Source organism: Marivita sp. S0852 (assembly GCF_046591575.1).
Classification (GTDB): domain Bacteria; phylum Pseudomonadota; class Alphaproteobacteria; order Rhodobacterales; family Rhodobacteraceae; genus Marivita.
Window position 1 is genome coordinate 53,126 of the sequence record NZ_JBIQWA010000008.1, and the last position, 14,967, is coordinate 68,092.

Consider the following 14,967-nt stretch of genomic DNA (forward strand, 5'->3'; position numbering starts at 1 on the left):
TCACATTCGGGCAAGGCATTCCTGTTTCCCAAAGGTGCTTTTTGTGAGCAATACCGTTATATCCGCTAAAAATGTTTGGAAAATTTTCGGCCATGACCCGGTTGAGTATCTAAAGAACTTACCCGAGGGGCGAAGTTTCGACGACATCCGTGCTGACGGCTATATTGCCGGTGTCCGCGATGTTTCGATTGACGTCGGGCGCGGTGAGTTGCTGGTGATCATGGGGCTTTCCGGCTCTGGCAAATCAACCCTCGTTCGCTGCTTTTCGCGGCTGCACGAAATCACGGGTGGCACGATCGAAGTTGATGGTCAGATCATAGGAGATCTGTCAGAACCCGATCTCATTGACTTGCGCCGTAACAAGATGGGCATGGTGTTTCAGTCCTTTGGACTTTTGCCACATCGCACCGTTCTTGAAAATGTCGCCTTCCCGCTTGAGATGCGGGGCCAGGATCGCCACACCCGCCGCGACCGCGCGATGGAAGTCATTCAACTGGTTGGCCTTGAAGGGCGTGAAGAGTATTTTCCGCGCGAATTGTCAGGTGGGCAGCAACAGCGCGTTGGCATTGCGCGCAGCCTTGCGATTGAACCGGATATCTGGTTCCTGGATGAACCATTTTCCGCGCTCGACCCGCTGATCCGGCGTGAAATGCAGGATGAATTCCTGCGCCTGCGCGAAATTCTGGGCAAAACGATTGTCTTCATCACCCACGACTTTGACGAGGCCCTGCGACTTGCCGACCGGATCGCCATAATGAAAGATGGCGCGGTCGAACAGTGCGATACGCCGGACCAGATCGTGTTGAATCCGGCCACCGAATATGTTGCCAAATTTACCGAAGACATCGACAAGGCGCGTGTTGTTCATGCCGGAGGTTTGATCACCCCGGGCCTAACGGCGACGGGCGATGCTGTCCAGGCAACCGCAACTGTGCAAGATTTGGCGCGCCTTCTGGTCAATGACACACGAGACGGAATTCCCGTAAGCAACGGCGATAAGTTGGTCGGGGCGATGGCGCGAAAAGATGCGCTTGATATACTGTTGCAGGCAAGCTGATGGCCGTTGTCACCACAAACGCCGATACCCTCTCACCCGGCCTTTCAACGCGCACCATCGGATATGGCTTTATCTGTCTGGCCTTGGTGCTGACCGCTTTGCAATATGCGGGGCTATTGCCAGCCTGGCTCTTTCGTCTTCCAGAAGCAATCATTCCACCATTCGCAGCATGGCTTGATACGATCTTCAACTTCGTCAAAGACGATCTTGGGCTGTTGGCACTCACGCGTTTTCTGACCGGCGGGTTAGAGGCAGTCCTGGATACAACGGCCAATCTTTTGTACGGAAAACGCCGCTGGCCCTTTATCGGCCCCATCCCCTGGAGCGCGATTGCCGCGTCGGCTGCGGTACTTGGATATTATTTGGGCGGCTGGCGTATGGCAGCGCTGGCCGGAGGCACCTTTGTCTGGACAGCGATGATCGGGCAATGGGAAATCGCAATGGAAACCATGTCGGTGTTGGTGATTGCCGCACCTCTGGCGTTTCTGATTGGTTTGGCTTTGGGTATCCTTGCCTGGAAATCCCCGACATTCAATCGTGGCCTTTTGCCCTTTTTGTCGGTTTTGCAGACCCTGCCCTTTTTCACCTATCTGCTTCCTGCGGTGATCTTTTTCAAAGTCGGCCCAACCGCCGGTGCCGTCGCAACGACGGTCTTTGCCATCCCGCCGATGATCCTGATGACCACGCTGGGCCTGCAGAAAGTGTCGTCCGAAGTGGTCGAGGCAGGCAAGATGAGCGGCTGCACCCGCTGGCAGATGATGCGCCATGTCTACGTTCCGGCGGCGCGCACGGAAATTCTTGTTGGTGTGAACCAGGTGATCATGCTGTGCCTTGCGATGGTTGTTCTGACAGCGTTTATCGGCATGCCCGGACTTGGCGCGAAACTGCTGGCGATGATGGGCAGTTTCAAGATTGGCCGGTCTTTCGAGATCGGGATCACGATCGTGTTGCTGGCCATCACGCTTGATCGCATGTCCAAAGCGTGGGTGGCCAAGCTTCCGCAACATCATGAGCGTGGGACACCGTTTTACATCAGACACAAGTTTGCTCTGCTAACCTTGGCCGCTTTTGTCGGGTTTACCCTGTTGGCCCAGTTTGTTCCCATCCTGTCCGAGGTCACGCGCAAGCAATCCTGGTCGCAGGGGCGCGAAATCGACGGTTTGATCAAAGCCTATCTTGCGCTTGATTGGGTTCAAGCCTCGACCGGAGCGGTGCGATATGTCCTGAATATCTACATTCTCAATCCGTTCCGCGACTTCCTGTTAAGCATCCCAACCAGCGCCTTTATTTTGGTGATCGTGGCGATTGCGCTTCTTATCGCGGGCACCCGGCAGGCGATATATGCCGCCCTCTTTTTCAGTCTGGTGGCATTATCAGGCTGGTGGGATCGTTCGGTTATCACGCTTTATTCGGTGATTTCGGCAGTGTCACTGGCTCTGCTGATCGGCGTCCCGCTGGGCATCCTTGCCTCGCGCAAGGAAACGACAGCACGACGGGTGCTTTTGGTGTGTGACACTGCCCAGACATTTCCAAGCTTCATTTACCTGATCCCGGCGATCATGCTTTTCGGCATCACCGCAACCTCTGTGGTCATGTCCATCCTGATCTTCGCAATGGTGCCTTTGGTCCGCTACACGATCGAGGGCTTGCGCGGTGTTCCTCCCGAGATGACAGAGGCCGCAGACATGTCCGGTGCAACGCGTATGCAAAAGCTCTGGAGCGTTCAGCTTCCGCTGGCTTTGCCTACGATGGCCGTCGGCTTTAATCAGGCCATCATGTTCGCCTTCTTCATGGTCATCATTGCAGCCTTTATCGGCACGCAAGACCTTGGGCAGGAGTTGCAGCGCACTCTGGCTGGTGCGGATCTTGGGAAAAACATCGTCCTGGGCCTTTGCGTGTCGCTCATGGCGCTGACCTTTGACATGATCATCATGAAGTGGTCGCAGGAAAAGAAAGTCAAGCTGGGGCTTCCTCGTTAAACCCTGGATATTCAGCACATAAACCAACAAAAGCCCGGCGTTGTTGCAACAACACCGGGCTTTTTGCGTCATGTGGTCTGTCGGAACCGAGCTGTGGAACGTCAGTGTCAGATTTTCCCTCCAACACCGGCCCCAGGCTGATTTATAGTGTGCCCTGCGGCCGCGCATTCGGGGAAGGACAAACGCGTGCCACAGGGCCAACGCCCCCAGAGCACGCATTCACATGCACCGGGCGTTTTTGCAGGGTTAGTTCTGCAAATAGGCTTCCATGCTGTCATCCAGCGCGTCTTTCCACGGCGTGTGGTGCACGGGGGCCATTGTTCCGGTCATCACAGAACGATAGCTGTTGTTGCGGAAAGACATGATGTCCTCTGCCTTGTGCTTTTTCCACTCGTAGAACGCCTGACAGGCCCCATCGATATCAAAGCTTGGGTAATCCGTCTCTGACACCAGCTCTTCGATGTAATCGGCTTGATACCGGATGGCATATTTGACGTCGTCATCCGCCTCTTCACGCTCTTGCCGTTCTTTCACATCCGCCAGCATCTGGTCTTTGGTCACCTTTGACAGGTCGATCTTGCCCATGATGGCATCGCGCACCCACCATGCTTGCGCATCGAACATGTTGAAGGTGAACCACTGGTCCTGCATGCCAAGATAGAACATCTTTGGATTGTGGACATACACCACGCCTTTATAGAGATCGGCGCTTGCAAGGCGGTTCGCGGTTTTCAGGCGAAGATCGTCGGGCAGGAAGTTGAAGAAATGCTTGTAGCCCGTGCAGAGGATGATCGCGTCCACCTCCTTGGTGGTGCCGTCCTTGAAGTAGACGGTGTTGCCGCTGACCTTCTCCATCGCGGGCTTTTCTTCCCAGTTGTCCGGCCATTTGAAGCCCATGGGCGCGCTGCGGTAGCAGGATGTGATCGACTTGGCCCCGTACTTCCAGCATTGCGATCCGATATCCTCGGCCGAGTAGGAAGAGCCAACGACAAGGATGTCCTTGCCGGAGAATTCGCGCGCGTCGCGGAAATCATGTGCGTGCACAACGCGCCCGTTGAACGACTCGAACCCTTCATAATAGGGCACGTTGGGCGTCGAGAAGTGGCCCGAGGCGCAGATCACGTAATCAAACGTTTCTTCGTAGACGTAATCCTTGTTGTGATCGTGGACGGTCACGGTGAAGAGACCCGTATCGTTGTCGTACGATACCCACCGGACGGCGGTGCTGAACCGAATCCAGTCGCGGACGCCCGCTTTCTTGACACGGCCCTCGATATAATCGAACAGCACCGCCCGCGGTGGATAGGACGCGATTTGTTTGCCGAAATGTTCCTCAAACGAGTAATCCGCGAATTCCAGACCTTCCTTGGGGCCGTTGGACCACAGATAGCGATACATCGAACAATGCACCGGTTCACCGTTCTCATCCAAACCGGTGCGCCACGTATAGTTCCAAAGGCCACCCCAGTTGTCCTGCTTTTCAAAGCAGACAATCTCGGGGATCTCTTCCCCCTTTTCGGCAGCAGATTGGAACGCGCGCAGCTGTGCAAGCCCGGATGGTCCCGCACCGATAATCGCCACTCGTTTTTGTGTCATGTCCTTCTCCCTAATGACAGGCATCAATTGGTTCTTTTTGGTTGAACCAAAAGTCACCTTTGAACAGGTATATTGTCAACACCTATTCACACCAGAAAACAAATTTACCCGTGAGTTAAGGAAATTTCTGTTTAGCCAAAGCGAAAATTGGTGGTAGCAATTGGTATGATCAAGTCCAGTTTCGCCCACCGCATCGCTTTCTCATCCCTGTTCCCGAACACCGAGGTTGGCATGACCGAGCCAATCAAGATCGGGTTTCTGGCACCGCTCACCGGGCCGGTCAGTTCTTGGGGACTGCCTGGGTTGAACGGCTGTCAGCTTTGGGCAGATTGGCTGAACCGCGCCGGCGGTCTGTTGATCGGAGGGCGACGCTACCCGTTGCGGATCATCCCCTATGATTGCGGGTACGATGCGGGCCAGGCCATTGAAGGGGCCCGACAGCTGGTCCTGACCGAACAGGTCAAACTGCTGATGATGCTGGGCGGCGACACCTTTACCCCGCTGAAAGACTTTTTGAACGAACACCGCGTTCTGACATCGACCCTTTTGCCCAGCGACCTGTCACCCGACACACGATACCTGATTGCCCCGTCCGAGGTGCATCCAGTGTATAATGTGACAGGCGTCGATTGGTTGGCCCGCAACGAACCGCATCTGACGCGTGTTGCGATGTGCAGCCAGAAAGACGCGCTTGGCCTGCCATCAACCGCAACCTATCGCGCCGCCTTTCAGGCCGCGGGGTTGCCGGTGGTCAAAGACATTCAATATGACCCCGACACAACCGATGTCGCCGAAATCGTCCAACCCATGCTGGACGCAGAACCGGACGTCTTATGCTGGTGTACCAGCTATACACCGATGGTCCACGCAATGACCGAATACGCTCACCAACAGGATTTTGCCGGGCGCATCATGTCCTGTACCTTTGACAATTATCAACGCTGCGTCGCACGCACCTCGGCCGAGTTTCTTGAGGGGACAGTGTTCCAATTCCCGGATTTCGACGATCCGAAACTTGCCCGCAAGGCGTTTTTTTTCAATCGTCCAAGCGATTTCTTCAAGGAATACAACACGCGCTACCCCGACAGCTGGAGTGCGGTCAGCTGGGAATATGTCGCTATCCTGGAAATCTGGCACGCCGCGGTTGAAAAAGTGGCTTCGGTCAACCCGGTGTCGGTGCTGACATCCATGAAGCAAATGCACCCCGTGTTGCACGCCTTTGGGCCTGCGCGGTGGTGGGGAGAAAGCATTTTTGGCATCGACAATGCCCTGATTGGTGATTGGCCGGTTGTTCGTTTGGTCAACGGCAAAGCCCGCATTGCCGAGTTTGGATCTGTGCCAGACTGGTTGGCCAAACATGAAGACGCGCTGCGCGATCACATGCATGAGGTCGGACAGCTATGGCAACAAAGGATCGAAACCGGACATCAGCAAACAGGGCTGACGGCACGCAGCATGGCCGATTAGGCGCGCCTAGTCATCGTGCAGGAACAGCTTCTGTTCTTCTACAAGATGCAGCTTGGTGATCTCGACCGCGGCTTCCACGTCTCGGGTGGCGATGGCGTTAAACAAGGAATTGAACCGCGACTGGTAGCTTTGAATACGCCCCGGTGTGAGATGCTTGCGCATGAGGGCGGTTCTGAAGCTTTGTCGACAAACCTCGATTGTCAGTTCGTAACACGCCTCAAGAAGCGGATTGCGTGTCGCGCGGGCGATTGACCGGTAGAATTCTTCCTCAAGGTGAATGAAATCATTCAAATCCGTGCGAACCGCTTCGATCTGCGCAACAACTTTTGCAAGATCATCCAGATCTTTGGGGCTGATGTTCATTACAGCCATACGGATCATTTCGGGCTCGATGATCGACCGCACGATCAGATGATCCAGTGGGCTTGTTCGTTCCCCCACTGACCCCGGCACTGGTGCCTCGGATCGGTGCGATTGGAAAGTGACGAAACTGCCACTGCCCTGTCTGCGGCGCACCATATCGCGGGCTTCCAAGACATCCAAAGCCTCGCGCACAGTGTTGCGCGACACACCCAGCTCTGCCGCAAGTGCGCGTTCGCTGGGAAGACGCGAATCGGGCGGATAGGCCCCGGACTGGATACGCACCAGTAGCTTGTCCACGATGATCCGGACCGTTTCGCCAATGCTGTGCTCTATCGAAAGATCGACATTCCGTGTCTGTGTCATGCAGTTGCCCATCCAATACCAGCAATCAGGTCACCCATGATCAGCATTAAGACATAGCATCAACCCGCTACAAGTCATGCACATGGCAGAAGGCCCCGGATGTGAACCGGGGCCTTACAGAATATTTACGCAGCGTCGACAGAACGCGGGATATTGTCAGCATGGGTTTCAACATCGGGGTCGAGATCCCAATAGGCCTTATCAAGCCCGTCGATCTGATCATCGACATCCGTCCGCAAGCCAACGGTTTTGTCCAGAACGAACGCCAGAACCAACGCGGTTGCGGCCCCTGCCCCGACGCAGGTAACGACACCCAACACCTGCATGACCAAGGAAATCTCGCCGTGCTGGAACGCATAGGCCCCTTCTTCGATTCCAAGATATCCACCACGCGGTGTCCCAGCCTTGAAAATACCCGTCATAAGCAGACCGAAGGTACCGGCACCGATGAACAGCGGGAACAGTTTATGTTCGTCAATCCCGCGCTTGAGGGTGAATTCGTACACCAGATAGGATGCGATCGGTGCCATCAAGCCAAGAACAAACGCCTCCCAGGGCAGATAGACATCAAAGCCAGACGCCCCTGCCACGTACCCGGCAAGCGGGCCAAGCAGGGTGTATGCATAGTTGCCGGTTTTATACGCGATGAGCATCCCGGTGATCGCACCGCCGGCCCAGACAAGCGCATAGTTGTTAAGGGCCACACCCACGCTGGTTTCGGCCATTGTCACGCTGACGGCCAATGCTTCTGGATCAAAGAAGAACAGGCAAGACAGGATGACCATCGGCAGGCCGGCAAAGACCATCATCAATCCGGGTGCCGCAAGGCCGATGCTTGGCGCAAGATAAGCCGACACGCGTTCATGCGGCTCCATCATACCGGGGCGCGCGCCCAGCAACGGTGTAAAGACAAGCGCCATACCGGCCGGGAACAGATACACGAAGCCCACGCCAAAGAAATCGTGGAACCCGGCATTTGTGAGCGGTCCGACCGACCCCCAGGTTGCCCAGCTGAGCACCGACGATACCAACGTCGCAACGATACATGTGATGTAATAGGCAGAGGGGCGCATCCGCTCTGACACGGCAAAATGCAGCAGAATGTTGATGATACCGGCAAATACAGCCAGGAAGAACACAAACACCTGGAACGTGTTGAGGCCTGGGAAAATGGCCGGATCAACCTGATGGGCCAGACTGTTGGTCATACCGCCACCCAGCCACCAATCCTTGATGGAATCTGTCATCGTCGCATCAACCATGATGTAGTATTGCGCCGCCCAGATGCCGAAGCCGATAAAATAGTAAGTTGCAAACCCCAAAAAGAAGCCAAGGGTTTTTTCGATTGTAGAGTTAAATAGGTTTTTCCGCCGCGCCGTACCGGCGTCGATGAGCAATAGCCCGACGACCACCAGGATGGCACCCACGGTTCCAGACGCGTAAAGCACGTTTTGCACCAATGAATTCAGGCTGACCTGTTCGGCGTATATCGTACTGATATCAAGTGACATTCATTTTCCCTCTTGGTTCTCACTGATATGCCGGGTGTTCACCCCCGGCTTTTTGAACTGGCATCACGGATCAACACCAGCACATCTTAGACCAATTCAGACCGCTTTCGGCCCGATGGTTGATTTCGGTATGATCATCAAAAATTGGCACTTTTCAAACAAAAGATTCATTCCAGTGAAACTTTTTTGCTTTTTGGTGAGCGATTCCGAATGAAAATTTGGCTGCAACATGCGTTTGCAAACCAATATTTCTATTTTTTGACAGTGATTTATGGAAAAATAAAAAATTGGTTCGGGATTTTCCAACTGGTTCCTTGCCAAATCGACGTTCAAGACAACAAATTGCGCTGAACCTTGCACATCCCGCTTGAACAGGCGTTTCGATCTAGACGAACCGGAGTGTTCGCCGCCTAAAAATGCCATCGGCTCAGCGGCGCGCGCAGCCTGCCCGACCATGCGCCACGTTCACAGACACATGATGCAAGCCTATGTTTTTCAGAATGAAAATTGGTTCCGTTTTGACGAATATTGTGCCGAACCACCCCTTGAAAACTTGGCATGATTGACTGATAGGAAAAAAATATTCATCGCAGTTGCGAGAACGATTTTCCGATGCTAACGTCGATTTGATCCCAGATGGGAGAATCAACACAATGGAGTTTTGGCGATATGTGTGGAATTGTTGGACTGTTCCTGAAGAACAAATCGCTTGAGCCGCAGCTTGGCGCTTTGCTGACTGATATGCTGGTCACGATGACAGATCGTGGACCTGACAGTGCAGGCATCGCCATTTACGGTGCCGAAGACGCGGCCCGGTCAAAGCTGACGGTCCAGGCAGACAACCCTGACGCGGCCTTTGACGGCTTGGCCGATGAACTGGGCAAGGCGCTTGGTGGTGATGTGTCATTGGCGCGCCGTGATACGCATGCCGTGCTTCATGTTCCTACAGGCGAAGCAGCCCGCGCCCGTGAGGTTCTGCGGTCGGTTGCTCCGGAAGTACGGGTTATGTCCTTTGGCGACACGCTTGAAATCTATAAAGAAGTCGGCCTGCCAAAAGATGTTGCCGCCCGGTTTGACATTTCATCCATGACCGGCACACATGGCATCGGACACACCCGCATGGCAACGGAATCTGCTGTGACAACATTGGGTGCGCACCCGTTCAACACCGGATCGGATCAGTGCCTCGTGCATAATGGATCTCTCTCCAACCACAATTCGCTGCGCCGCAAGCTGCAACGCGAAGGTATCCATATCGAGACGATGAACGACACAGAAGTCGGGGCCGCGTATCTGACCTGGAAAATGCAGAACGGTGCCACTTTGGGCGAAGCGCTGGAAGCATCGCTTGACGATCTTGATGGTTTCTTCAACTTTGTTGTCGGTACAAAAGACGGCTTCGGTGTGGTGCGTGATCCAATCGCCTGCAAACCCGCAGTGATGGCCGAGACCGACGACTACGTGGCGTTTGGTTCTGAATACCGCGCGCTGGTGAACCTGCCGGGCATTGATACCGCCCGCATTTGGGAACCCGAGCCCGCGACAGTCTATTTCTGGAGCCACGATCAAGCCCCAACCCCGAGCAAAAAGGCAGCATAAATGCAGACCTACGATCTTGAAGCCAACGGCCTGCGCGACCTGAACGCGGCGCTGCATGCCCAGTCTAATGACACCAACCAGACCAGCTGGGAAATCGTCAACCCACGCGGCAGCCATGCTGTCGCGGTCGGTCTTGATGCGCCTATCGAAGTCGCTGTAAAGGGCTCAACCGGGTATTACACAGCCGGGATGAACAAGCAGGCAACTGTGCATGTTCACGGCTCTGCCGGCCCGGGTGTCGCGGAAAATATGATGTCCGGCACTGTGATTATCGAAGGTGACGCCAGCCAATATGCCGGTGCGACCGGTCGCGGAGGCCTGCTGGTCATCAAAGGCAACGCATCGTCGCGTTGTGGCATTTCGATGAAGGGCATCGACATCGTCGTACATGGCAACATCGGCCACATGTCCGCCTTTATGGCACAATCCGGCAATCTGGTAGTTTGCGGTGATGCTGGCGAAGCGATGGGCGACAGCCTGTATGAGGCGCGTCTTTTCGTGCGCGGGTCGGTAAAATCTCTTGGTGCGGATTGCATCGAGAAAGAAATGCGCCCCGAGCACATCGAAATTCTGCGCGACCTGCTTGAAAAAGGCGGCTGCGACGCAAAGCCGGAAGAGTTCAAGCGTTACGGGTCGGCCCGTCAGCTTTACAATTTCGATGTCGACAACGCCGGCGCTTATTGAGGATATGGACATGAAAGACGAACAAAGCAAATACGTGTCGAAAACTGTACCAATCCAGTCGGCGACATTCAGCAATCCGATTAATGCCGAAATCCGCCGTGCGGCAGAGACGGGCATTTATGATATCCGAGGCGGTGGTGCAAAACGTCGTGTACCACATTTCGATGATCTGCTGTTTCTCGGGGCCTCCATCTCGCGCTACGCTTTGGAAGGGTATCGCGAAAAATGTGACACGCGCGTAACGCTCGGGACCCGCTTTGCAAAAAAACCAATCGAACTGGACATTCCGGTGACGATTGCGGGCATGTCTTTTGGTGCTCTGTCCGGCCCCGCAAAAGAAGCGCTGGGACGTGGCGCGTCTGCGGCGGGCACCTCCACCACCACCGGGGATGGTGGCATGACCGAAGAAGAGCGTGGCCATTCCGACAAACTGGTTTATCAGGTCCTGCCTTCGCGCTACGGAATGAACCCTGACGACCTGCGCCGCGCAGACGCCATTGAAGTCGTCGTCGGCCAAGGGGCCAAGCCCGGCGGCGGCGGTATGCTGCTTGGTCAAAAGATCTCCGACCGCGTGGCAGAGATGCGCAACCTTCCCAAAGGTATCGACCAGCGGTCAGCATGTCGTCACCCCGACTGGACAGGTCCAGACGATCTGGAAATCAAGATCCTGGAATTGCGGGAAATCACCGGCTGGGAAAAGCCGATCTATGTCAAAATTGGCGGAACGCGCCCATATTTTGATACAACACTGGCAATCAAAGCCGGCGCCGATGTTGTTGTTCTGGACGGCATGCAGGGCGGCACGGCGGCAACTCAGGACGTGTTCATTGAACATGTTGGCCAGCCAATTCTAGCCTGTATCCGCCCCGCCGTTCAGGCGCTTCAGGATCAGGGCCTGCACCGCGAAGTGCAGTTGGTTGTCTCGGGTGGCATCCGCACAGGCGCAGACGTTGCGAAGGCGCTGGCGCTTGGAGCCGACGCGGTCGCGATCGGTACAGCCGCGATGGTTGCCATTGGTGACAACGATCCCAAGTGGGAGGGCGAGTACCAGAAGCTGGGCACCACCGCAGGTGCTTATGACGACTGGCACGAAGGACAAGACCCTGCGGGCATCACCACTCAGGACCCCGATTTGATGGCGCGTTTTGACCCGGTCGAAGGTGGCCGTCACTTGCGCAATTATCTCAAGGTGCTGACACTGGAAGCGCAAACCATTGCACGTGCCTGCGGACACAATCACCTGCACAACCTTGAACCGGAAGATCTGGTCGCGCTCACAATGGAAGCGGCCGCCATGGCAAAGGTGCCATTGGCAGGAACCGACTGGTACCCCGGCAAGCCAGGCTTCTGAACACAAATCAACGCGCAGACCCAGCAGGGACTGCGCGTTTTGTTTAACTACGGGCCTTTATACCCGGCCCTAAGACCACATCAGGGAGAGAGAGTTTTCAATGGCAAAAGACCAACTGGTTCAGCAATCGCAGATCGATCTTGAAAGCTGGGGCAAAGACCGCGGCGTCAAGTATTTTATGGTCAATTTCACGGACTTGCTCGGCGCTCAGCGTACCAAGCTGGTCCCATTGCGCGGCATCGCGAAGATGCAGGAAGGCGGTGCCGGTTTCGCCGGGTTTGCCGGTGGTCTGGATTACACACCCGCGCATCCCGACTTGTTGGTCATGCCTGATGCCGACATGGCAATTCAAATTCCTTGGCAGCCCGACATCGCCTGGGTGCCCGGAAACCCGGTTATGAACGGCGAATATTCTGCTCAGGCACCGCGCAACGTGCTGCGCAAGCAAGTTGCCGACGCGGCTGAATTGGGTCTTCACTTCAAGATCGGCGTGGAGCCGGAATTCTCCCTTTTGTCGCCGGATGGACGGTCGCTCGCGGATGAACTCGATACGAAGCCGAAGCCCTGCTACGATCAACAATCCATGATGCGCAATTACCATATCATTCGCGAAATCAGCGAGTACATGCTGGAATTGGGCTGGGGCAATTACCAAAACGACCACGAAGACGCCAATGGTCAGTGGGAAATGAACTGGGATTTCGATGATGTGCTGAAAATGGCAGATCAACTCAGCTTCTTCAAATTCATGGTTAAATACGTCGCCGAAAAACATGGCATGCGCGCCAGCTTTATGCCCAAACCCTTGCCAGAACTCACAGGCAACGGCTTGCACGCACATATCTCGGCCTGGGATGCGATGGGCGACGACGCTAAGACAAACCTGTTTGCCGGCAACGATGACACACCAACCGGGCGATATGGGCTCTCAGAAACCGGTAAGCACTTCCTAGGTGGTCTTCTTGATCATGGCAGTGGTCTGACAGTGATCTGCTGCCCATCGGTCAACAGTTACAAGCGCATCGGCGCTCCGGCGACAGCGTCGGGATCAAGCTGGGCACCAACATCGATCACCTGGGCTGGCGACAACCGCACGCATCTAGTGCGCGTCCCTGGCGGCGGCCGCATGGAGTTGCGTCTGCCAGATGGCGCGGCAAACCCTTATCTCATGCCAGCGGTCATCATGGCAGCCGGGCTAAACGGCATCCGCAATAAATCGGACCCCGGCGAAGCGCAGGAAATTGATATGTATGCCGAAGGACATAAGGTCAAAAATGCCCCGCCGTTGCCGCATAACATGCTTGATGGTTTACGCCGCTACGAAGAAGATACCGTGCTGACCGACGCAATGGGCGCAGAATTCACCACGGCTTTCCTGAAGAAAAAGCATGCTGAATGGCGCGACTACGCGACCCATTTCACTGAATGGGAACGTGAGAACACACTGGATATCTGATATTCATAATGTCGAGTGATATTAAAAATGGCCGCTGCGCGTTGCAGCGGCCATTTGCATGGTTTCATTGGGCTTGATCCCTGTCTGATAGACAAGTTTTGAAAAACAAGCCAATGGCGATTGATTTTCCATGAGTTTTAGCGGTGATATACCACCTTCTTAGACCAATTATTTACTGTTGGTTGGCAAGATTCTTCGTACGAAGAATCTTTGACCGGGGCAGTAAATTCTAGAGGTAGGGGTAGATCGGAAACCGGGCGCAAAGCTCGGCAACTTTACCTCGGACCGCGTCCTCAACCGCCGCATTCCCGTCTTCGCCATTGGCAGACAGACCCTCTGTCACCTCGATAATCCAATCGGCGATCTGACGGAATTCCGCCTCGCCGAAACCTCGGGTTGTTCCTGCGGGTGTGCCAAGGCGAATGCCAGACGTGACCATCGGCTTTTCCGGATCAAACGGCACTCCGTTCTTGTTACAGGTGATATGCGCCCGTCCCAGCGCCTTTTCCGTGGCATTGCCCTTCACGCCCTTCGGGCGCAGATCCACCAGCACCACATGCGTGTCGGTGCCGTGGGTCACGGTGTCCAGACCGCCTTTGATCAGCTGATCCGACAGCGCCTGAGCGTTGCGGATGACGTTCTGTTGGTAAACCTTGAAATCCGGGCGCAACGCCTCGCCAAAGGCCACCGCCTTGGCCGCGATCACATGCATCAGCGGCCCGCCCTGAATGCCGGGGAAAATGGCAGAGTTGAACTTCTTGGCCAGCGCCTCGTCATTGGTCAGGATCATCCCGCCGCGCGGCCCACGCAGCGTCTTGTGCGTCGTCGTCGTCGCAACATGCGCATGCGGGAACGGGCTGGGGTGTTCGCCCGCCGCCACCAGCCCGGCGAAATGCGCCATGTCCACATGCAGATAGGCACCGACACTGTCGGCAATCTCGCGCATGCGGGCAAAGTCGATCTGGCGCGGGATGGCAGAGCCACCGGCAATGATCAGCTTTGGCTGATGTTCCGTGGCAAGCGCCTGCACCTGATCGTAATCCAGCAGGTTGTCCTCGCGGCGCACACCGTACTGAATGGCGTTGAACCACTTGCCCGACTGGTTCGGCTTCGCCCCATGCGTCAGGTGCCCCCCGGCATCAAGGCTCATGCCCAGGATCGTATCCCCCGGCTGCAGCAGAGCGGTGAACACGCCCTGATTGGCCTGACTGCCTGAATTTGGCTGCACATTTGCAAAGTCGCATTCAAAAAGCCGGCACGCCCGCTCGATCGCCAGTTTCTCGGCCACATCCACAAACTGGCACCCGCCATAATAGCGGCGACCTGGATAGCCTTCGGCGTATTTATTGGTCATCACCGACCCCTGCGCCTCCATCACCGCGCGGCTGACGATGTTCTCGGATGCGATCAGCTCAATCTCGTCCCGCTGGCGGCCCAGCTCATCGGTGATCGACCCAAACAGCTCCGGATCGCTGTCAGAAAGGGATTTCGTGAAAAAACCAGTGTCTCGGTGAGGCGCGTTCATGCCAGGCTCCTTTGAG

12 protein-coding genes are annotated in these 14,967 nt (G+C 55.5%); 7 read left to right on the forward strand and 5 right to left on the reverse strand.

Features of this window, described 5'->3' with window-relative positions; all coding sequences use genetic code 11:
* Positions 1-43 precede the first annotated feature (43 nt).
* The gene (locus tag ACG74X_RS16085) at positions 44-1,057 is read left to right on the forward strand and encodes a quaternary amine ABC transporter ATP-binding protein (RefSeq protein WP_411236150.1); all 1,014 of its coding nucleotides are present in this window, start codon (positions 44-46) and stop codon (positions 1,055-1,057) included.
* Complete coding sequence (locus ACG74X_RS16090) at positions 1,057-3,036, forward strand: ABC transporter permease (RefSeq protein WP_411236152.1); 1,980 nt, start codon at positions 1,057-1,059, stop codon at positions 3,034-3,036. Before ACG74X_RS16085 ends, ACG74X_RS16090 begins: the two co-directional genes overlap by 1 nt.
* Positions 3,037-3,282: 246 nt before the next feature.
* Here ACG74X_RS16090 and ACG74X_RS16095 read toward each other — a convergent pair whose 3' ends face one another.
* On the reverse strand, positions 3,283-4,632 hold the full coding sequence (locus ACG74X_RS16095; RefSeq protein ID WP_411236154.1) for a flavin-containing monooxygenase: 1,350 nt from the start codon (positions 4,630-4,632) through the stop codon (positions 3,283-3,285).
* Positions 4,633-4,797: 165 nt separating this feature from the next.
* Between ACG74X_RS16095 and ACG74X_RS16100 the strand changes: the two genes are divergently transcribed.
* Positions 4,798-6,099 carry an ABC transporter substrate-binding protein gene (locus ACG74X_RS16100; protein ID WP_411236156.1) on the forward strand — a complete coding sequence of 434 codons (1,302 nt, stop codon included), beginning with the start codon at positions 4,798-4,800 and terminating at the stop codon, positions 6,097-6,099.
* 6 nt (positions 6,100-6,105) lie between these two features.
* On the opposite strand, the gene ACG74X_RS16105 is transcribed toward ACG74X_RS16100, so the two are convergent.
* From ACG74X_RS16105 to ACG74X_RS16115, 3 genes are all read right to left on the reverse strand, one after another.
* The gene (locus tag ACG74X_RS16105) at positions 6,106-6,825 is read right to left on the reverse strand and encodes a FadR/GntR family transcriptional regulator (protein ID WP_411236158.1); all 720 of its coding nucleotides are present in this window, start codon (positions 6,823-6,825) and stop codon (positions 6,106-6,108) included.
* 125 nt (positions 6,826-6,950) lie between these two features.
* On the reverse strand, positions 6,951-8,336 hold the full coding sequence (locus tag ACG74X_RS16110; protein WP_411236160.1) for an ammonium transporter: 1,386 nt from the start codon (positions 8,334-8,336) through the stop codon (positions 6,951-6,953).
* A gap of 96 nt (positions 8,337-8,432) precedes the next feature.
* Entirely contained in the window at positions 8,433-8,792 is a 360-nt protein-coding gene (locus ACG74X_RS16115; RefSeq protein ID WP_411236161.1) for a hypothetical protein, read from the reverse strand.
* Positions 8,793-9,005: 213 nt separating this feature from the next.
* On the opposite strand from ACG74X_RS16115, the gene ACG74X_RS16120 reads away from it, so the two are divergent.
* From ACG74X_RS16120 to glnT, 4 genes are all read left to right on the forward strand, one after another.
* Positions 9,006-9,935 (forward strand): class II glutamine amidotransferase, encoded by a 930-nt coding sequence (locus ACG74X_RS16120; RefSeq protein WP_411236358.1) that lies wholly within the window; start codon positions 9,006-9,008, stop codon positions 9,933-9,935.
* Entirely contained in the window at positions 9,936-10,619 is a 684-nt protein-coding gene (locus ACG74X_RS16125; RefSeq protein WP_411236163.1) for a protein GlxC, read from the forward strand.
* A gap of 10 nt (positions 10,620-10,629) precedes the next feature.
* The gene (locus ACG74X_RS16130) at positions 10,630-11,970 is read left to right on the forward strand and encodes an FMN-binding glutamate synthase family protein (RefSeq protein ID WP_411236165.1); all 1,341 of its coding nucleotides are present in this window, start codon (positions 10,630-10,632) and stop codon (positions 11,968-11,970) included.
* 100 nt (positions 11,971-12,070) lie between these two features.
* Positions 12,071-13,426 carry a type III glutamate--ammonia ligase gene (gene glnT / locus ACG74X_RS16135; protein ID WP_411236166.1) on the forward strand — a complete coding sequence of 452 codons (1,356 nt, stop codon included), beginning with the start codon at positions 12,071-12,073 and terminating at the stop codon, positions 13,424-13,426.
* Positions 13,427-13,655: 229 nt separating this feature from the next.
* Here glnT and glyA read toward each other — a convergent pair whose 3' ends face one another.
* Entirely contained in the window at positions 13,656-14,951 is a 1,296-nt protein-coding gene (gene glyA / locus ACG74X_RS16140) for a serine hydroxymethyltransferase (protein WP_411236167.1), read from the reverse strand.
* Between the last annotated feature and the right edge of the window lie 16 nt (positions 14,952-14,967).